Raw genomic sequence first — 17026 nt, 5'->3', positions numbered from 1 at the left:
AGCATTGCTTACATGTTGAATCTGGAGCGCCTGCGCACCCTCGACGCCCTCGCCCGGCACGGCTCGGTCAGCGGCGCCGCCGAGGGTCTGCACATCACGACCTCCGCCGTCTCGCAGCAGCTGTCCAAGCTGGAACGGGAGGTCGGCCAGCAGCTCCTCGCCAAGAACGGCCGGGGCGTGCGGCTCACCGACGCCGGGCGGCTGCTCGCCGAGCACGCCGCGCGCATCCTGTCCCAGGTCGAACTGGCCCAGTCGGACCTGGAGGCGCAGCGCGGGCAGGTCGTCGGCGAGCTGAGACTGTCGGCGTTCCCGACGGCCGCCCGCGGGCTGTTCCCGCACGCGCTGGCCGCCCTGCGCGCGGCGCACCCCGCGCTCCGGCTGCGCTCCTGCGAGCTGGAACCGGAGCACGGCATCGCCGGGGTCGTACGCGGTGACCTCGACCTCGCCGTGGTGCTCGACTGGTACAACAAGCCGATGGCCCTGCCCGACGGCCTGGTCAAGGCGTCGATCCTCGACGACCCGGCCGAGGTCGCCATGCCGGTGGACCACCGGCTGGCCGGGCGCGACGAAGTGGACCTCACGGAGTTCGCCGAGGACGAGTGGATCACCTGGGGCGAGGGCGAGTTCTGCCACGAGTGGCTCATGTTCACGCTCCGCTCCAAGGGCGTCGAGCCGATCGTCGGCCACCGCGCCGCGGAGAACCACACGCAGCTCGCGCTGGTCGCCGCGGGCCTCGGGGTGTGCGTCGCCCCGCTGCTCGGCCGCCATCCCGTGCCGGCCGGAGTCGTGACCGTCCCGCTCAAACAGCGGGTACGGCGGCACGTCTACGTCGTCTGGCGCGCGGACGCCGACCGCCGCCCGTCGATCCGCGCCGCGGTGAAGGCCCTCCGGGCAGCGGGGGAGAACGTCGGCTGAGCCCGCCCGGGCGAGCCGGCGCCCCGACCACTGACGGCCGCCCCCCCGGGGCTCCGGCGCGGGAGGCTGTCTGCGTCCTGGCGGTTGGGGGCCGCCGGCGCCTCTTGGCGGTCTGCTGCCCGTGCCCGGGCGGTCGGACGAGGGCCGCGTACTGTCCGAAGGCCCTACCGCGCCCCCAGCTTGCGGAAGTCCCAGGAGACGATCTTCTCCGGGGTCAGCCGGATCCAGGCGTGCCGGCCGTCGTGCGGCATCTCCTCCAGGCCGAAGTTCTTCCGGGCGAACAGCGTCTCCGGCACGTCGAGTTCGGCGCGCAGCTCGCCCGTGCGCGGGATCTCGCCCACGAACTCGACGGTGCCCGACAGCTCGGCACCCCGCAGCTCGTCGTACTCCTCGCCCGTGTCGACCACGATCGCCACCCGCGGGTCGCGCCGCAGGTCGGTCCACCGCTTGCTGCGCACGACCGAGTACAGCCACATCGAGGTGCCGTCCCAGGCGAACCACAGCGTGCTCACGTGCGGCGCGCCGCCCGCCGAGACCGTGGCGACCCGGCAGGTGCGCTGCGTGGTCAGGAAATCGTCCAGCTCGCCCGGCGTCATCATGATCTTCCGGCCCCGGCGCTGCTGCGTGACGGTCATGCTCCCCCTCTTTCTTCTCCCACGTCGTGTCAGAGGAGATCCTCTGACATCACGTCAGAAAAGAATGGTTTCTCTTCCGTCCGTGCGCAACGGTGGCTACGCTCGCCGCCCGGCCGCCGGCGACAGGGGGAAGTCGTGCCCTCGTACGAAGAGCTCAGCGCACTCCTCGATCCGGACACCACCGTGCTGCTCACCGTCGAATGCCAGGAGGGTGTCGTCGGGGAGGGCGGCGCGCTGCCCGAGCTCGCCGAAGCGGCCCGCTCCAGCGGCATGCTCGCCCACGTGGCCCGCCTGGTGGCCGCCGCCCACGCGTGCGGTGTCCAGGTCGTGCACGCCGTCGCCGAGCGCCGGCCCGACGGCCGCGGTTCCAGCCGCAACGCCCGTCTCTTCCGCGCCGCCGCCCGCCTGCCCGTCCAGCAGCTGACCGGCACGCCGGCGGTGCGCGTGGCCGCCCCGATCGAGGTCACGGAGGAGGACCTCGTCGTACGGCGCCTGCACGGCCTGTCGCCCCTCCAGGGCACCGACCTCGACCCGCTGCTGCGCAACCTGGGCTGCCGCACGCTGATCGTCACCGGCGTCTCGGCCAACGTGGCGATACCCAACGCCGTGTTCGACGCGGTGAACCGCGGCTACACGGTCGTCGTCCCGGCCGACGCCATCGCGGGGGTGCCCTCGGACTACACCCCCGCGATGATCCGCCACACCCTCGCGTTGGTCGCCACGGTCGCGACCACGGACGAGGTGCTGGCGTCTCTGGGGCGTCGGGGCGGGGTCAGGCGAGCGTGATGGAGTCGCCCTTCACGGTCACCTGCTTCGCCTCCAGCGGCTTGACCGCGGGGCCCTTCTTGACGCTGCCGTCGAGCACGGAGAACTGACTGCCGTGGCAGGTGCAGGAGATGATGTCGTCCTTGAGGTCCACCATGGGGCAGTTCTGGTGGGTGCAGATCGTCGAGAAGGCCTTGAAGTCGCCCGCGGCCGGCTGGGAGACGACGACCTTCTCGTCCTTGAAGATCTTGCCGCTGCCCTCGGGGATGTCGGCGGTCTTCGCGAGCGCCGCGCCACCGGCTCCCGCCCCGGCGGACGAGCCGCCCTCGGAGTTCGTCGCGCCGCCGCCCCCGGCGCCCTGTTCGGTGGACGAGTCGGACGCCTTGTCGTCCGAGCCGCACGCCGTCAGCGCCACGGAGAGCCCCGCCGCGCCGACCGCCGCCACGACGGCACGGCGGTTCGGTCCCGACACCGGCTGAACTGATTCGCTGGTCATGCTGACGTTCCTTCCGGGGATTCGTGATCTGCGCAGAGGTACGGTCCTTCGGGACCGGCTGTTCAGACAACGTCGAAATCCTGACCCGTTCGCCGAGCGCCGTGGGTAAAACGGAGCTGTCGGTTCGCTGTCGGGTTCCGGGCCGGGAAGACGAGTTCGCTACGGCGTGCATCTCCAGATGGAGGCCGGAGAGTCCGTCGTGACCTTCGCGCGGTGGCTCGGGCGCTCCTCGCCGGTGATCACCCTTGGTTACTATGCTCACTTCATGCCGGAGGCCGGGAGCTGTTGACGGGCGTTCCTCGCTGCTGCGCCCCTCCGAAGTTGGTCGTGGATCGCAAGGCTGAAGAAACGGGTGGCCTGGGAAAATGTTGAAAGAGGTCACCGCGACCCGCTACATCACGCCCTTGCGTGAGGGCGGTTCGCTGCCGGGGCTGGTCGAGGCCGACGACTTCGGCACGTACGTCCTGAAGTTCACCGGCGCGGGACAGGGCCGCAAGACGCTCGTCGCCGAGGTGGTCTGCGGGGAACTGGCCCGCCGGCTCGGACTGCGCGCGCCGCGGCTGGTCACGGTCCGGCTCGACGCGGAGCTGGGACTCGGCGAGCCCGACGAGCAGGTCCAGGGCCTGCTCAGGTCCAGCGGCGGCACCAACCTCGGCATGGACTTCCTCTCCGGCGCGCTCGGCTTCGACCCGCTGGCCTTCCGGGTGAGCCCGCAGGAGGCCGGGCGGATCGTCTGGTTCGACGCGCTGGTCAACAACGTCGACCGGTCCTGGCGCAACCCCAACCTGCTGATGTGGCGGGGCGAGCTGTGGCTCGTCGACCACGGCGCGACCATGATCTGGCACCACAACTGGCCCGGCGCCGAGGCCTCGGCGGCCCGCCCCTACGACGCCTCCGACCACGCGCTGGCGCCCTTCGCACCCGACATCGACTCCGCGGCGGCCGAGTTGGCACCCCGCATCACCGAGCGGCTCCTCGCGGAGGTCACCGCCCGGATCCCCGACGCCTGGCTGACCGACGAGCCCGGCTTCGACACACCGGACGACCTCAGGCGGGCCTACGCGGGGCCGCTGCTCGCCCGGGCCGCCGTCATCCACGACCGCATCCAGGGGATCAAGTGAGCGACCGGCACATCATCAAGGGCGGGCCCCGGGACCGCCAGATCTACGAGTACGCCGTCCTGCGCGTGGTCCCGCGCGTCGAGCGCGGCGAGTGCATCAACGCCGGGGTGCTCCTCTACTGCCGCGCCGAGCCCTACGTCGGCGCGCGCACCCACCTGGACGAGGCACGCCTGCTGGCCCTCGACCCCCGGGCGGACGTGGCCGGTGTCCGGGCCGCACTGGACGCCGTGGAGAGGCTCTGCGCGGGCGGCACCGCGGCCGGCCAGGCCGCGGCCGACGACCCCGGCCGCCGCTTCCGCTGGCTGGTCGCCCCCCGCTCCACGATCGTCCAGCCCGGACCCGTCCACACGGGCCTGACCACGGATCCGGCGGCGGAGACGGAGCGGTTGCTGGACCTGCTGGTGCGGTAACCGATCACGGGCAGCGTTCCGGCCACGAGTGGCTCGCGCTCCGGCGGCAGGGCGGCGGGGCAGGCGGCGGCCTGCGGTCCTGGGCCGTTCGGGTGTTCCGGAGCACCTCGCCGGGCAGGTCGGGCCGGGTAATGGATCACATGCCGCGCCCGGCCGTTGACACCGCGTGCCAGGGCTTCTAGCGTCACACCCACGGAAGGTACTAAGCGGTCGCTCACCTGAGGAGAAGCAGCCATGTCCACCACTGAGCAGCGGGTCGCCGTCGTCACCGGTGCCGCGCGCGGCATCGGCGCCGCCACCGCCGTACGACTGGCCGCCGAGGGCCGCGCGGTCGCCGTGCTCGACCTCGACGAAGCCGCCTGCAAGGACACCGTCGAGAAGATCACCGCCGCCGGTGGCAAGGCCGTCGCGGTCGGCTGCGACGTCTCCGACGAGGCGCAGGTCGAGGCGGCCGTCGCGCGGATCGTCGAGGAGCTCGGCGCGCCGACGATCCTGGTCAACAACGCCGGCGTGCTGCGCGACAACCTGCTGTTCAAGATGAGCGTCTCCGACTGGGACACCGTCATGAACGTGCACCTGCGCGGCGCCTTCCTGATGTCCAAGGCCTGCCAGAAGCACATGGTGGACGCGGGCTTCGGCCGGATCGTCAACCTCTCGTCGTCCTCGGCGCTGGGCAACCGCGGCCAGGTCAACTACTCGGCCGCCAAGGCGGGCCTGCAGGGCTTCACCAAGACCCTCGCCAAGGAGCTCGGCAAGTTCGGCGTCACCGCCAACGCCGTCGCCCCCGGCTTCATCGCGACCGAGATGACCAAGGCCACCGCCGAGCGCGTCGGCATGGGCTTCGAGGACTTCAAGGCCGCCGCCGCCACGCAGATCCCGGTGGCGCGCGTCGGCGAGCCGGAGGACATCGCCAACGCCATCGCCTTCTTCACGGGCGAGGCGGCCGGGTTCGTCTCCGGCCAGGTGCTGTACGTGGCCGGCGGACCGCTCGACTAAGGGACGAAGAACATGACTTCCGTGGAACTCTCCGGCAAGGTCGCCCTCGTCACGGGCGCCAGCCGCGGCATCGGCTACGGCGTCGCCGAGGCGCTGATCGCACGCGGCGACCGGGTCGTCATCACCGGCCGCAACGAGGACGCCCTCAAGGAGGCCGTCGAGCAGCTCGGCGCCGACCGCGCCGTCTACGTGGCGGGCAAGGCGCACGACGAGGCCCACCAGGCCGTCGCCGTCGAGCGCGCGATGGAGGCCTTCGGCCGCATCGACTTCCTGGTCAACAACGCCGGCACCAACCCGGTGTTCGGGCCGATCGCCGACCTCGACCTGAACGTCGCCCGCAAGGTCTTCGAGACCAACGTCGTCTCGGCGCTCGGCTTCGCCCAGAAGACCTGGCACGCCTGGCAGAAGGACAACGGCGGCGCGATCGTCAACATCGCCTCCGTCGCCGGCCTCTCGCCCTCGCCGTTCATCGGCGCGTACGGCGTCAGCAAGGCGGCGATGATCAACCTGACGGTGCAGCTCGCCCACGAGTTCGCGCCCAAGGTGCGGGTCAACGCGATCGCCCCGGCCGTCGTGAAGACCAAGTTCGCCCAGGCCCTGTACGAGGGCCGGGAGGAGGAGGCCGCCGCGGCCTACCCGCTCGGCCGGCTCGGCGTGCCCTCCGACATCGGCGGCGCGGCCGCGTTCCTCACCTCCGAGCAGTCCGACTGGGTCACCGGCCAGACGCTCGTCGTGGACGGCGGCATCTTCCTCAACGCCGGCACCGGCTGACACCGGCGTACGCCCACGTGACACGGGCGCTCCTCGACGTGAGGGGCGCCCGTGTCGGCGTAAAGACAGCGCAAAGGGCGATGACAACGTAGTCAAAGGTTTATCGATCAAGGAGTCATGTCCGAGGGAGGGCCAGCGGCCACAGCACTGCGGTATGGTCTGCCGACCCTTGGTATGGCAGATCGAGGAGCGTGCGCGTGTTCAACCGGAACCGATGCCTGCGGCGGGTGGCGGCCATCGCGTCCATATCGTCCCTGGTAGGCGGGTGCGGAGTGCTGTCGTCCGACACCCCGGAGGACGATGGGCCGATCGTCGTCGGCACCACCAGTGCCCCCAGCACGCTCGACCCTGCCGCCTCCTGGGACAGCTCCTGGGAGCTGTTCCGCAACATCTACCAGACGCTCCTGAGCTATCCGACGGGCGCGACCGAGCCCCAGCCGGACGCCGCCGAGAGTTGCGGCTTCAGCGACTCCTCGAACCAGGTCTACCGCTGCGAACTGCGCGAGGGCCTGAAGTTCTCCAACGGCGACGCGCTCGACGCCCGGGCCGTCAAGTACTCGTTCGACCGGATCCGCAAGATCAACGTCAACGGTGGCCCCGCCGGTCTGCTGGGCAGCCTCGAACGCGTCCAGGCGCCGAACGACCGCGAGGTGATCTTCCACCTCAACAAGCCCGACGCCACGTTCCCGTTCGTGCTCGCCACACCCGCCATGTCCATCGTCTCCCCGCAGGCCTACCCGGAGGGCTCCCTGCGCGAGGGCGAGGACGTCGTCGGCTCCGGGCCGTACACGCTCGACTCCTACGACGAGGGCAAGGAGGCCGTCCTCGTCCGCAACGACTCCTACAAGGGCTTCGCGGAGCGCCGGAACGACGCGGTGACCGTCCGCTACTTCCAGGACTCGGCCGCCATGGTCAAGGCCCTGCGCGACCAGCGGATCGACGTCACCTACCGCGGTCTGGCCGCCGGCGACGTCGTCGACCTCCAGAGCAAGACCTCCAAGGAGGAGGAGATCCAGCTCGTCGAGGGCACCGGCACCGACATCAACTACCTGGTGTTCAACCCGAAGGACTCCTGGGCCAGCAAGAAGGCCGTGCGCCAGGCCATCGCGCAGGTCGTCGACCGGGCGGCGATCGCCCACAAGGTCTACAAGGACACCGTCGACCCGCTGTACTCCATGGTCCCCAAGGGCCTCACCGGCCACACCACGGGCTTCTTCGACGACTACGGCGACCCGGACGTCGGCAAGGCCCGCAAGATCCTCACGCAAGCGGGCATCAACCAGAAGGTCCCGCTCACCTTCTGGTACACGAGCGACCGCTACGGCTCCGAGACCGCCGCGGAGTTCAAGGAGCTGGAGCGCCAGCTGGAGGACTCCGGCCTGTTCACGATCAGCCTCAAGAGCCGCCCCTGGAAGACCTACGTGGAGGGCTACCAGAAGGGCGAGTACCCGGTGTTCGGGCGTGGCTGGTTCCCCGACTTCCCGGACGCCGAGAACTTCATCGCGCCGTTCGTCGGTGAGCAGAACGCCCTCGGTACGCCGTACCCGGCCCCCGAGATCACCGGCGAGCTGCTGCCCCGGTCGCGCCGGGAGAGCGACCGCGCGAGCGTGGAGAAGGAGTTCGAGGAGGCCCAGCGGATCCTCGTGGACGACGCGCGGCTGCTGCCGCTGTGGCAGGGCCGGCAGTACGTGGCGGCCAGCCGGGACGTCTCGGGCGCCGAGCGGGCCCTGGACCCGTCGACGATCATGATGATGTGGGAGCTGCACCGCAAGACGGCCTGGTAGGCGGCGGACATCCGGCTTTCCCTCCGGCTTCCCGGAGCGCGTTGTCAGTGGTCGCCGGTAGGTTCTGAGGCCTGAAGTGACCGCACATCGTGAGGACGTTGACGTGACCGACATCGCCATGCTGCCCGAGTCCTGGCGCGGGGTTCTGGGTGACGAGCTACAACAGCCCTGGTTCAAGGAGCTGACGGAGTTCGTCGAGGAGGAGCGGGCGAAGGGTCCCGTCTACCCGCCGCGCGAGGAGGTCTTCGCGGCGCTGGACGCCACGCCGTACGACCGGGTGAAGGTCCTGATCCTCGGCCAGGACCCGTACCACGGCGAGGGCCAGGGCCACGGGCTGTGCTTCTCGGTCCGGCCCGGGGTGCGCATCCCGCCGTCCCTGCGCAACATCTACAAGGAGATGCACGAGGAGCTGGGCACACCGATCCCGGACAACGGCTATCTGATGCCCTGGGCGCGGCAGGGCGTGCTGCTGCTCAACGCGGTGCTCACGGTCCGGGCCGGGGAGGCCAACTCCCACAAGGGCCGGGGCTGGGAGAAGTTCACCGACGCCGTGATCCGGGCCGTGGCCGAGCGGCCCGACCCGGCGGTGTTCGTGCTGTGGGGGAACTACGCGCAGAAGAAGCTCCCGCTGATCGACGAGTCGCGGCACGTGGTGGTCAAGGGCGCACACCCCTCGCCCCTGTCGGCGAAGAAGTTCTTCGGTTCCCGCCCGTTCACGCAGATCAACGCGGCGGTGGCGGCGCAGGGACACGAGCCGATCGACTGGACGATCCCGGACCTGGGCTGACGGACGATCCCGATCCCGAACCCGGGCTGACGGCGACGGCCGGTGGCCGGCGGCCGGGGCGACACGGCGGCAGGCCCGCCGACCGGCGTCGGACACCGGACGAACGGCCCGAACACCGGCCGTACGGCCCCGAACAGCCCGGTGGCGCGCGGAGCGGCCTGAGCCGGATCGCCCCCGCCTGCCGTTAGCGTCGGGGAGGACAGCGGGCGAGGGCGCGGAGGGCGTGGTGGTCGAGCGACAGGGGCAGGCGGCGCCGGACGCCGTGCTGACGCGGATCGGGCAGGTCGTGATGCTGCACCACGCGGGGGACCGGGAGGAGGCCCGGCACCGGTTCCTGGACCTGTGGGCGGAGATCGGGGAGCACGGCGACCCGCTGCACCGCTGCACCCTGGCCCACTACCTGGCCGACACCCAGGACGACCCCGCGGACGAACTGGCCTGGGACCTGCGCGCGTTGACGGCGGCGGAGGAGATCACCCAGGACGGGCCCGCGGGCGGGGCAGGGGCGGTCGCGGTGCGCGCCTTCTACCCCTCCCTGCACATGAGTCTGGCGGCCGACTACGCCGCGCTCGGCGACCGCGACGCCGCCCGGACCCATCTGCGGCGGGCCAGGGGAGCGGCCGCCGCCCTCACCGACGACGGCTACGCGGCGGGTGTGTGGGCGGCGATCCGGCGGCTGGAGTCCCGGCTGGGAGAAGGCGGCGGGGAGTCCGGCGGAGGGACGTGCGGGAGGCCGCCGAGGCAGCGGCCCTGACGGAGCCGTTCACCGCCCGTAGGTGTCCTGGCAGATGGTCGCCTCCGGGCTGTCGGCCCGCCACCCCCCGTAGCGCCTGCCCAGCGCGCACACGTCCGTGCCGCCCGGGACGTTCTGGTGGACGTCCTGCCGTGCCGACTCCGGGACGTCGGGGAGGCCGGGGCGTGGCCGCTGCGGGCCGCGCGGGGCGGGTTCCGGGCGGTCCGGGCGTTCCGGCCGGGCGGGACGCGGACGGTCGTCGCGGGGGCCGGCCGGCGGCCGGCCCCGCTCGGGCGAGGCCGCCGCGGGGGTGCTCACACGGGATTCGGACGGGGTCGGCTCCGGGCGGCGGGACTCCTCGATGAGCTGCAGGGCCTCCTGGGCCGGGGCCTGCACGATCTGGCTCTCCGCCTGCCCCGCCGGCTGCGGCGCCGACGGCATGGACGGTCCCGTCGGCGGCCCGGGGACGGGAGGACGCTGGACGGTCACGCAGCCGGTCAGGGCCGAGACAGCCACGGTCACCAGGAGCGTCGCGGTGGTCGTCGTTCGATGCACCCGCGCCACTCTGGTCCGTCCGGCCGGGGGCGGTACGGCGGACAGGCGGAGGATGCCCCGCACGGGTGATGTCCCGCCCCGTACGGAGGGCGTCGGCGGGCCGTGGGTGACGTCAGTCGCCGGTCGAGCCGTCGACGCGCTCGCGGATCAGGTCGGCGTGGCCGTTGTGCCGGGCGTACTCCTCGATCATGTGGGTGTAGATCCACCGCAGGTTGAACTTCTCTCCGGTGCGCCGGTGCCCGCCCCGGGAGAGGTCGTCCAGGCCGAAGCGGGCCGCGTTGCGCCGGGCCGTCTCGATCTCGGACTGCCAGGTGGCGTACGCCTCCTGGTAGGTGTCCGCCTCGGTCAGGTGGAACTCGCCGTCGCGGTCCTCGTCGCTCCAGTAGAGGGGCGCCGCGTCCTCGTCCATCAGCACCCGGCGGAACCAGCTCCGCTCCACGTCCGCCATGTGCCGCACCAGCCCCAGCAGGGACAGGTCGGAGGGCTCCACGGCGGCGGACCTGAGCTGTTCGTCGCTCAGGCCCTCGCACTTCCACGCGAGGGTCTGCCGGTGGAACTCCAGCCAGCCCTCCAGCATGGTGCGTTCGTCGGCGGTCGTGTCAGGCATACGGCGTTCGGTCGTCATGGCTGCCATCCTTCCCCCGTGACCCCTGCCGGACCACCGGATTTCAGGGGCCGAGCATGCCGTCCAGCAGTTCCCGCAGCCCGGCCCGCACCTCCTCCAGGCTCGGCGCCTCGGCGCTGAACGACCCGGCCACGCAGCTGAACATCAGCCCGTCCGCCCAGGCGATCAGGGACAGGGTGTGCCGGGATGGGTCCGTCGAGCCCAACCCGGTGACCAGGGCGGCCAGTTGCTCGCGGAAGCGGGCGCCCGTCGCGTCGAAGTACGCCCGCAGCTCGGGGCGGCGCGTCGCCTCCAGCGCCAGTTCGTAGCGGGCGAGGGTCAGTTCGCGGTGGCGCGTCAGGGCGCGGTGGGCGGCCAGGGCCAAGGCGTCCGCCAGGGAACCGGCGCCGGCCTGCGGGTCCGGCATCTCGTGCAGCGCCAGCACCCTCGCCTCGCGGTCGGCCAGGCGGCGCACCGCCAGCTCCAGCAGGGCCTGCCGGGTCCGCGCGAGGTTCGACGTGGAGCCCTGGGGGAGTCCGGCCGCCTCGTCCACCGCCCGGTGCGTCAGGCCGCGCATCCCGCGCTCGGCGAGCAGGGCGAGGGCGGTGTCGGCGACGAGGTCGGAGCGGGAGGGACCGGCGGTGCGTACGGACATGCCGCTCACGCTACCCGCATCACTACGGCTGTAGTAACCTCGAACGGGTCACTACGGCTGTAGTGACGATGGCCGGACCGAGGAGGAGCCATGGCACAGTCGGGCAACGTCGTCGTGATCGGCGGCGGAATCGGAGGCCTGACCGCGGCGGCCGCCCTGCACCTGCGCGGCCGGCAGGTCACCGTGCTGGAGCGCGCCCCCTCGCTGGAGCCGGTCGGCGCGGCCATCTCCCTCGCCCCCAACGCCCTGCGCGCGCTGGACGTCATCGGCCTCGGCGACGAGATCCGCGATCTCGCCGCCTGGACCGGGGACGGCGGCCTGCGCACACCGTCCGGGCGGTGGCTCGCGCGCTCCTCCGCCGACACCGCCGCCGAGCGCTTCGGCGGCCCGCTCGTGCTGCTGCACCGCGCCACCCTCATCGCGCGCCTGGCCGCCCTCCTCCCGCCCGGCGCCGTCCGCACGGACACCGCCGCCACTCTCGCCGACTGCGGAGACCGCGACCGGCCGGCCCGCGTCAGCACCGCCGACGGCGAACTGGAGGCCGACCTGGTGGTGGGCGCCGACGGTGTCCGGTCCGCCGTACGCCCCGCGCTCTTCCCCGCCCACCCGGGCCCCGTCTACTCCGGCTTCACGACGTGGCGGGTCGTGATCCCGGTCCCCGGCGCCGACTTCGCCTCGCACGAGACCTGGGGCCGGGGCCGTATCTGGGGCACGCACCCGCTCAAGGACGGCCGTGTCTACGCCTACGCCGCCGCCGTGGCCCCGGCCGGCGGACGGGCGGCGGACGACGAGCGGGCGGAGCTGCTGCGCCGCTTCGGCGACTGGCACGACCCCATCCCCGCCGTCCTCGCCGCCGCCCGCCCCGAGGACGTCCTGCGCCACGACGTCCACCACATCGCCGAGCCCCTGCCCGCCTACCACCGGGGCCGGGTCGCCCTGGTCGGCGACGCCGCGCACGCCATGCCCCCGACCCTCGGCCAGGGCGGCAACCAGGCCATCGAGGACGCGATCGTCCTCGCCCACCACCACGACGACCTCCCCGCCTACACCGCCGGCCGGCTGCCCCGTACGACCACCATCGCGCGCCAGGCCGTCAGGGTCGCCCGCCTCAACCTCATGACCAGCCGCGTCGGCACCGCCGTCCGCGACACGGCCATGGCCGCGCTGTCGAAGGCCGGGCCCGCGCTGTTCCTGCGGAGCTTCGACGGCATCGCCGACTGGCGGCCGCCGCGGCCGCCGTATGCTTCCGAGCAGACCCCGGCAGGCAACCACCCAAGGAGCGCACGACGTGAAGGTCGGCTGCATCGGACTCGGTGACATCGCGCAGAAGGCCTACCTTCCGGTCCTCGCCTTCCAGCCGGGGGTCGAGCTGCACCTGCAGACCCGCACCCCCGCCACGCTCGACCGGGTCGCCGACGGGCTGCACCTCCCGCCGGAGCGGCGGCACACCACCCTCGACTCCCTCCTCGCGGCGCACCTCGACGCCGCCTTCGTGCACGCGCCCACCCTCGTCCACCCGGAGATCGTGACGCGGCTGCTTCAGGCGGGCGTCCCGACGTACGTCGACAAGCCGCTCGCCTACGAACTCGACGACTCGGCGCGGCTGGTGAGGCTCGCCGAGGAGCGGGGCGTGAGCCTGGCCGTCGGCTTCAACCGGCGCTTCGCCCCCGGCTACACGCAGTGCGCCGACCATCCGCGCGAGCTGATCCTGATGCAGAAGAACCGCATCGGGCTGCCGGAGGAACCGCGCGCGATGATCCTCGACGACTTCATCCACGTCGTCGACACCCTGAGGTTCCTGGCGCCCGGCGCGATCGACGACGTCACCGTGCGCGCCCGCGTCCGGGACGGCCTGCTGCACCACGTGGTGCTCCAGCTCGCCGGGGACGGCTTCACCGCGCTCGGCGTGATGAACCGGCTCAGCGGTTCGGCCGAGGAGATCCTGGAGGTGTCCGGGCAGGACACCAAGCGGCAGGTGGTCAACCTCGCCGAGGTCGTCGACCACAAGGGGCAGCCGACCGTGCGGCGGCGCGGGGACTGGGTCCCGGTGGCCCGGCAGCGCGGCATCGAGCAGGCGGTGCTCGCGTTCCTGGACGCCGTGCGGGCGGGCAAGGTGCTCAGCGCCCGGGACGCGCTGGAGACCCATGAGCTGTGCGAGCGGGTCGTACGCGCGGTCCAGGAGCCGACCGCCTGAGCCGCAGGGTCCGTACGCCCTCACCGGCGGCCCAGGCGGCGAGGATCAGCAGAGCCGCGTGCACGGTCCAGTCGCCGAGGCGGACGTAGGGCGTGGTGCCGTGGGCGAGGGGGATCTCGTAGACCTGCGCGGCGGACGCGTCCGTCCCGAGCCACGGCCCGACGCGCTGTCCGCCCGGGCCGTAGACCGCGGAGACGCCCGTCAGGGTCGAGTGCACCATCGGGCGGCCGGTCTCGGCGGCGCGCAGCGCGGCGAGCGTGGCGTGCTGCTCGGGGGCCCAGCTGCCCTGGAACGTGGACGTCGACGACTGGCCGATCAGCACGTCCACGCCCTCCTTGGCGAGGTGGCGGGTCATGTCGGGGAAGGCGGTCTCGAAACACACCATGGGGCCCGCGCGCAGACCGCCGTCGCCGACGTTCATCACGACCGGCTGGGAGCCGCGCCTGCGATCCTCGCCGGCGGCCTTGCCGACGGAGGTGGCCCAGCCGAGCAGGGAGCGGGCCGGGACGTACTCGCCGAAGGGCACGAGCCGCATCTTGTCGTAGCGCTGACCGGTCAGGCCGTCCGGCCCGACCAGGACGGAGCTCTTGTAGATGCCGGGCTTGTCGGAGCGCCGGGCGTCCACGTTGACCAGGATGTCGGCGTTCGTCGCGCGGGACAGGTCCGCGAGCCGCCGGGCGAGGTCGGGACGGTCCCCGAGGTCGAAACCGACGCTGCTCTCGCCCCAGACGATCAGGTCGACGTCCTGTCCGGCGAGCCGCCGGGTGAGCTGCTCCTCGCGGGCGAACCGGCGGTCCCCGCTGTCAGGGCCCCCGATGACGCCCGGCTGGACGACGGCGATCCTGACCTGGCCGTCGACGGCGGGGCGGGGCGCGAAGGCCCAGGCGGCGGAGGTGACGACGGCCGTGGCGACGAGCCCCGTCACGGCGGTCACCCGGGCCCGCCGGACCGCGACGAGGACGGCGACCGCGACGTTGAGGGCCACCAGCAGGAAACTGATCAGCCACACCCCGCCGACGGAGGCGAGCCGCAGCGCCGGTTCGACCTGCCACTGACTGCTGCCGAGCATGCCCCAGGGCCCGCCCAGGCCCTGCCAGGAGCGGACCAGCTCGACGGCCAGCCAGCCCGACGGCAGCACCACGAGCGCGGCCGCGATCCGGCCGAGCGGGGGCGCTCCGGCCAGCAGACGGCGCACCAGCCAGCCCCAGGGGCCCCACAGCGCGCCGAGCAGCGCGGCGATGACGAACGTGAACACGTGCAGGAACGGCATCAGCCAGTGGTGCATGGCCAGCATGAAGCCGAAGCCGCCGCACCAGCCCTCGTACAGCGCCCGTTTCCCGGTGGGGGCGGTCCGCAGCAGCAGGAGCCACGGCACCAGGGCGACGTAGGCCCACCACCACAGGGACGGGGCGGGAAAGGCAAGGACGGGCAGGGCGCCCGCGACCGCCGCGGCGGCCGAGCGCCGCCAGGGGGAGGCGAGCCAGTGGCCGAGCGTCTTCATAGGCGCCTCCTACCCGCGGATGCCTCCAGTGTGCGTCCTGCGGACGATCTAGGACAGAGGACGCCGGGTCAGTTGACCACAGGTGCCGCCCGCCGCTCGGGAAGGCGTCGCCACTTCTCCCGGACGACCACCTCGCTCAGCCGCCGGCCGACCGGTAGGCACGGGAGGGGCCGAGCGAAGAGCCGTGCGGTGATATTCGGTGGCCGCCGAGGGGCACCCGGGCCGAACCTGTCCCTCATGAACGACCAGAACGAACCGAGATTCCGGGTCCGCGCCCGCCACACCGAGTCCACGCTCACCGTGTACCAGGCCTACCGCCCGGAGATCGGCGGGCCCGCGGCCCGCGACGGCCGCTTCCCGCCGACCTGGAAGCGGGAGCGCATGACGTGGATCAAGCCGTCGTTCCTGTGGATGATGTACCGCTGCGGCTGGGGCACGAAGGAGGGCCAGGAGACGGTCCTGGCGATCGAGATCAGCCGCGAGGGCTTCCACTGGGCGCTGCGCCACGCCTGCCTGTCCCACTACGTGCCCGCCCTGCACGGCGACCGGGCCGACTGGAAGCGGCAGTTGAGGCTGGCGCCGGCCCGGGTGCAGTGGGATCCGGAGCGGGATCTGCGGCTGAATCCGCTGCCGCACCGGTCGCTCCAGCTGGGGCTCGCGGGGGAGGCGGCGGCCCGGTACGCGGACGAGTGGATCGTGGGGATCGAGGACGTCACGCCGCTCGCGGCGGAGGTCCGGGGGCGGGTGCGGGCGGGTGAACTCGACGCGGCTGCCGCGCTGTTGCCCGGGGAGCGGCCCTACGACCTCGACGACGAGGTGCTGGCGCCTCTGCGCGCCTGAGGGCCGGGACGGCGGTCGCCGGTCAGGCCGCCTTGACGACGCCGCCGCGGATCGCGGCGGCCCACTCGACGACCAGCAGCTCGTACTCCGCGCGCTCCTCGGCGGACAGGGTGCCGCCCGTGCGCAGCCAGAGCGCACGGATCTCGTCGTTCACCTCGGCAGCGGACCGCACGGAACCAGGGTTCACGTCATCGGGGGACATGCCGACAAGCCTAGGGGCAGCCACTGACAGGCCGCTACCGGACGGCTACCCGATCGGTATGCGGTTGGTCACGAGACCCCGGTCACAGGGGGCCGGGTCAGCCCGCCGACTCGGCCGCGTGCGGGCTCAGGGCACCCATGCTGACCAGGGCGATGATGACGATGCCGAGCGCGATGCGGTAGTAGACGAACGGCATGAAGCTCTTGGTCGAGATGAACTTCATGAACCAGGCGATCACCGCGTAGCCGACCGCGAAGGCGATGACCGTGGCGAAGATCGTCGGACCCCAGGAGACGTGTCCGCCCTCCGTCGCGTCCTTGAGCTCGAACAGGCCGGAGGCGAGCACCGCGGGGATGGCGAGCAGGAAGGAGTAGCGGGCCGCGGCCTCGCGCTTGTAGCCCATGAACAGGCCGCCGCTGATGGTGGCGCCGGAGCGGGAGACGCCCGGGATGAGCGCCATGGCCTGGCAGACGCCGTAGATGAGGCCGTCGCGGACGCCCAGGTCCTCCAGGGCCTTGCGCTGCTTGGGGGCGCGGTGGCGGCCGCCGCTCTCGTCACGTGCCGCGAGCCGGTCGGCGACGCCGAGGACGATGCCCATGCCGATCAGCATCGTCGCGGTGATCCGCAGGTCGCGGAAGGGCCCCTCGATCTGGTCCTTCAGCGTCACGCCGAGCACGCCGATCGGGATCGAGCCGACGATCACGAGCCAGCCCATCCGCGCGTCGGGGTCGCTGCGCAGCGCCTTGTTCGTGAGCGAGCGCGTCCAGGCCGAGATGATCCGTCCGATGTCCTTGCGGAAGTAGATCAGCACGGCGGCCTCCGTGCCGATCTGCGTGATCGCCGTGAAGGCAGCGCCCGGGTCCTCCCAGCCCGAGAAGGCCGCCGTCAGACGCAGATGGGCGCTGGAGGAGACGGGCAGGAACTCGGTCAGCCCCTGGACGAGTCCGAGGATGAGTGATTCGAACCAAGACATGAGGTAGCGGAGTCCAAGTGCCGATCGTGGGACGGACGACGGGCACACCGGGCCGCCGTTGCGACGAACGGGGGATCATGTGTGCCGAT

At 72.4% G+C, this 17026-nt stretch carries 20 protein-coding genes and 1 pseudogene; 13 read left to right on the top strand and 8 right to left on the bottom strand.

All coding sequences use genetic code 11. From position 1 onward, the window contains the following. The first annotated feature begins 12 nt into the window (after positions 1-12). The gene (locus C1703_RS05330) at positions 13-915 is read left to right on the top strand and encodes a LysR family transcriptional regulator (RefSeq protein ID WP_114250799.1); all 903 of its coding nucleotides are present in this window, start codon (positions 13-15) and stop codon (positions 913-915) included. 164 nt (positions 916-1079) lie between these two features. On the opposite strand, the gene C1703_RS05325 is transcribed toward C1703_RS05330, so the two are convergent. Beyond that, the gene (locus C1703_RS05325) at positions 1080-1550 is read right to left on the bottom strand and encodes a pyridoxamine 5'-phosphate oxidase family protein (protein ID WP_114250798.1); all 471 of its coding nucleotides are present in this window, start codon (positions 1548-1550) and stop codon (positions 1080-1082) included. Positions 1551-1685: 135 nt separating this feature from the next. Here C1703_RS05325 and C1703_RS05320 point away from each other — a divergent pair, with 135 nt between their 5' ends. Next, positions 1686-2336 (top strand): cysteine hydrolase, encoded by a 651-nt coding sequence (locus C1703_RS05320; protein WP_114250797.1) that lies wholly within the window; start codon positions 1686-1688, stop codon positions 2334-2336. Here the strand turns inward: C1703_RS05320 and C1703_RS05315 are convergent. After that, a complete protein-coding gene (locus tag C1703_RS05315; RefSeq protein WP_114250796.1) occupies positions 2323-2811 on the bottom strand; it encodes a Rieske (2Fe-2S) protein in 489 nt (162 codons plus the stop codon). The two genes, C1703_RS05320 and C1703_RS05315, sit on opposite strands and share 14 nt — an antisense overlap. Positions 2812-2983: 172 nt before the next feature. Between C1703_RS05315 and C1703_RS40275 the strand changes: the two are divergent. The 8 genes and pseudogenes from C1703_RS40275 to C1703_RS05280 form a co-directional block, all read left to right on the top strand. Further along, positions 2984-3100: pseudogene (locus tag C1703_RS40275) on the top strand (site-specific integrase); the annotation flags it as partial. Between the two features lie 76 nt (positions 3101-3176). Next, a complete protein-coding gene (locus C1703_RS05310; RefSeq protein ID WP_114250795.1) occupies positions 3177-3932 on the top strand; it encodes a HipA family kinase in 756 nt (251 codons plus the stop codon). Continuing rightward, the gene (locus C1703_RS05305) at positions 3929-4342 is read left to right on the top strand and encodes a DUF3037 domain-containing protein (RefSeq protein ID WP_114250794.1); all 414 of its coding nucleotides are present in this window, start codon (positions 3929-3931) and stop codon (positions 4340-4342) included. The genes C1703_RS05310 and C1703_RS05305 overlap by 4 nt, the downstream gene beginning before the upstream one ends. 234 nt (positions 4343-4576) lie before the next feature. Further along, a complete protein-coding gene (gene fabG, locus C1703_RS05300; protein WP_114250793.1) occupies positions 4577-5338 on the top strand; it encodes a 3-oxoacyl-ACP reductase FabG in 762 nt (253 codons plus the stop codon). A 12-nt stretch (positions 5339-5350) separates the two neighbouring features. Further along, a complete protein-coding gene (locus tag C1703_RS05295; protein WP_114250792.1) occupies positions 5351-6109 on the top strand; it encodes an SDR family oxidoreductase in 759 nt (252 codons plus the stop codon). A gap of 197 nt (positions 6110-6306) precedes the next feature. Continuing rightward, a complete protein-coding gene (locus C1703_RS05290) occupies positions 6307-7893 on the top strand; it encodes an ABC transporter substrate-binding protein (protein WP_198678094.1) in 1587 nt (528 codons plus the stop codon). Between the two features lie 103 nt (positions 7894-7996). Further along, positions 7997-8680, top strand: coding sequence for a uracil-DNA glycosylase (gene ung, locus C1703_RS05285; protein WP_114250790.1), 684 nt, complete (start codon positions 7997-7999; stop codon positions 8678-8680). A gap of 226 nt (positions 8681-8906) precedes the next feature. After that, positions 8907-9434 carry a hypothetical protein gene (locus C1703_RS05280; RefSeq protein ID WP_114250789.1) on the top strand — a complete coding sequence of 176 codons (528 nt, stop codon included), beginning with the start codon at positions 8907-8909 and terminating at the stop codon, positions 9432-9434. A gap of 9 nt (positions 9435-9443) precedes the next feature. On the opposite strand, the gene C1703_RS05275 is transcribed toward C1703_RS05280, so the two are convergent. The 3 genes from C1703_RS05275 to C1703_RS05265 form a co-directional block, all read right to left on the bottom strand. Beyond that, positions 9444-9977 (bottom strand): hypothetical protein, encoded by a 534-nt coding sequence (locus tag C1703_RS05275; protein ID WP_114257304.1) that lies wholly within the window; start codon positions 9975-9977, stop codon positions 9444-9446. Positions 9978-10080: 103 nt separating this feature from the next. Then, positions 10081-10593 carry a DinB family protein gene (locus C1703_RS05270; RefSeq protein ID WP_114250788.1) on the bottom strand — a complete coding sequence of 171 codons (513 nt, stop codon included), beginning with the start codon at positions 10591-10593 and terminating at the stop codon, positions 10081-10083. A 43-nt stretch (positions 10594-10636) separates the two neighbouring features. Further along, entirely contained in the window at positions 10637-11227 is a 591-nt protein-coding gene (locus C1703_RS05265) for a TetR/AcrR family transcriptional regulator (RefSeq protein WP_114250787.1), read from the bottom strand. A 90-nt stretch (positions 11228-11317) separates the two neighbouring features. Here C1703_RS05265 and C1703_RS05260 point away from each other — a divergent pair, with 90 nt between their 5' ends. Then, positions 11318-12544: an FAD-dependent monooxygenase gene (locus C1703_RS05260; protein WP_114250786.1), complete on the top strand. Its 1227-nt coding sequence runs from the start codon at positions 11318-11320 to the stop codon at positions 12542-12544. Beyond that, the gene (locus C1703_RS05255; protein ID WP_114250785.1) at positions 12516-13421 is read left to right on the top strand and encodes a Gfo/Idh/MocA family oxidoreductase; all 906 of its coding nucleotides are present in this window, start codon (positions 12516-12518) and stop codon (positions 13419-13421) included. The genes C1703_RS05260 and C1703_RS05255 overlap by 29 nt, the downstream gene beginning before the upstream one ends. Here C1703_RS05255 and lnt read toward each other — a convergent pair. Then, on the bottom strand, positions 13345-14922 hold the full coding sequence (gene lnt, locus C1703_RS05250) for an apolipoprotein N-acyltransferase (protein WP_114250784.1): 1578 nt from the start codon (positions 14920-14922) through the stop codon (positions 13345-13347). The genes C1703_RS05255 and lnt overlap by 77 nt on opposite strands. A 237-nt stretch (positions 14923-15159) precedes the next feature. Here lnt and C1703_RS05240 point away from each other — a divergent pair, with 237 nt between their 5' ends. Beyond that, entirely contained in the window at positions 15160-15762 is a 603-nt protein-coding gene (locus tag C1703_RS05240) for a DUF4291 domain-containing protein (RefSeq protein WP_114250783.1), read from the top strand. Between the two features lie 22 nt (positions 15763-15784). Here the strand turns inward: C1703_RS05240 and C1703_RS05235 are convergent, their stop codons facing one another. Next, a complete protein-coding gene (locus tag C1703_RS05235) occupies positions 15785-15964 on the bottom strand; it encodes a hypothetical protein (RefSeq protein WP_114250782.1) in 180 nt (59 codons plus the stop codon). Positions 15965-16061: 97 nt separating this feature from the next. Then, positions 16062-16937, bottom strand: coding sequence for an undecaprenyl-diphosphate phosphatase (locus tag C1703_RS05230; RefSeq protein ID WP_114250781.1), 876 nt, complete (start codon positions 16935-16937; stop codon positions 16062-16064). Positions 16938-17026 lie beyond the last annotated feature (89 nt).

The organism is Streptomyces sp. Go-475 (assembly GCF_003330845.1).
GTDB lineage: Bacteria > Actinomycetota > Actinomycetes > Streptomycetales > Streptomycetaceae > Streptomyces.
Note: the sequence above shows the minus strand (reverse complement) of the source record. Positions and strands in the feature narration are given on the sequence as shown.

Coding starts and splice junctions, on each gene's coding strand:
- C1703_RS05330 (WP_114250799.1), top strand. CDS start 13: ATGTTGAATCTGGAGCGCCTGCGCACCCTCGACGCCCTCGCCCGGCAC.
- C1703_RS05325 (WP_114250798.1), bottom strand. CDS start 1,550: ATGACCGTCACGCAGCAGCGCCGGGGCCGGAAGATCATGATGACGCCG.
- C1703_RS05315 (WP_114250796.1), bottom strand. CDS start 2,811: ATGACCAGCGAATCAGTTCAGCCGGTGTCGGGACCGAACCGCCGTGCC.
- C1703_RS05310 (WP_114250795.1), top strand. CDS start 3,177: ATGTTGAAAGAGGTCACCGCGACCCGCTACATCACGCCCTTGCGTGAG.
- fabG (WP_114250793.1), top strand. CDS start 4,577: ATGTCCACCACTGAGCAGCGGGTCGCCGTCGTCACCGGTGCCGCGCGC.
- C1703_RS05295 (WP_114250792.1), top strand. CDS start 5,351: ATGACTTCCGTGGAACTCTCCGGCAAGGTCGCCCTCGTCACGGGCGCC.
- C1703_RS05270 (WP_114250788.1), bottom strand. CDS start 10,593: ATGACGACCGAACGCCGTATGCCTGACACGACCGCCGACGAACGCACC.
- C1703_RS05265 (WP_114250787.1), bottom strand. CDS start 11,227: ATGTCCGTACGCACCGCCGGTCCCTCCCGCTCCGACCTCGTCGCCGAC.
- C1703_RS05260 (WP_114250786.1), top strand. CDS start 11,318: ATGGCACAGTCGGGCAACGTCGTCGTGATCGGCGGCGGAATCGGAGGC.
- lnt (WP_114250784.1), bottom strand. CDS start 14,922: ATGAAGACGCTCGGCCACTGGCTCGCCTCCCCCTGGCGGCGCTCGGCC.
- C1703_RS05240 (WP_114250783.1), top strand. CDS start 15,160: ATGAACGACCAGAACGAACCGAGATTCCGGGTCCGCGCCCGCCACACC.
- C1703_RS05235 (WP_114250782.1), bottom strand. CDS start 15,964: ATGTCCCCCGATGACGTGAACCCTGGTTCCGTGCGGTCCGCTGCCGAG.
- C1703_RS05230 (WP_114250781.1), bottom strand. CDS start 16,937: ATGTCTTGGTTCGAATCACTCATCCTCGGACTCGTCCAGGGGCTGACC.